The sequence below is a fragment of the Amycolatopsis sp. SID8362 genome, assembly GCF_010550475.1.
In the GTDB taxonomy this organism is placed as follows: domain Bacteria; phylum Actinomycetota; class Actinomycetes; order Mycobacteriales; family Pseudonocardiaceae; genus Amycolatopsis; species Amycolatopsis eburnea.
Genome location: NZ_JAAGNB010001209.1, coordinates 1 through 226, shown reverse-complemented (window position 1 = coordinate 226; position 226 = coordinate 1). Strand labels below are relative to the sequence as shown.

The window sequence follows — 226 nt, the reverse complement described above, 5'->3', positions numbered from 1 at the left end:
CGAGTGCCCGGCGACGTGGTCCGGGCGCACGCCCCAGGACTCCAGCAGCCGGGCCAGCGCGACTTCGAGGGCGAACAGCGCGGGCTGCGCCCAGCCGGTCCGGTCCAGCAGCTCCGCGTCGTCCCCGAAGACGACGTCGCGCAGCGGGCGGTCGAGGTCGACGTCGAGGTGCGCGAACACCGCGTCCAGTGCCTCGGCGAACACCGGGAAGCGCGCGTAGAGCTCC

1 protein-coding gene is annotated in these 226 nt (G+C 74.8%); it reads right to left on the bottom strand.

All coding sequences use genetic code 11. The features are described 5' to 3' along the window. Positions 1-226 (bottom strand): acyltransferase domain-containing protein (locus G3I65_RS37115; protein WP_160700226.1); only part of this gene is annotated, 226 nt, incomplete at both ends.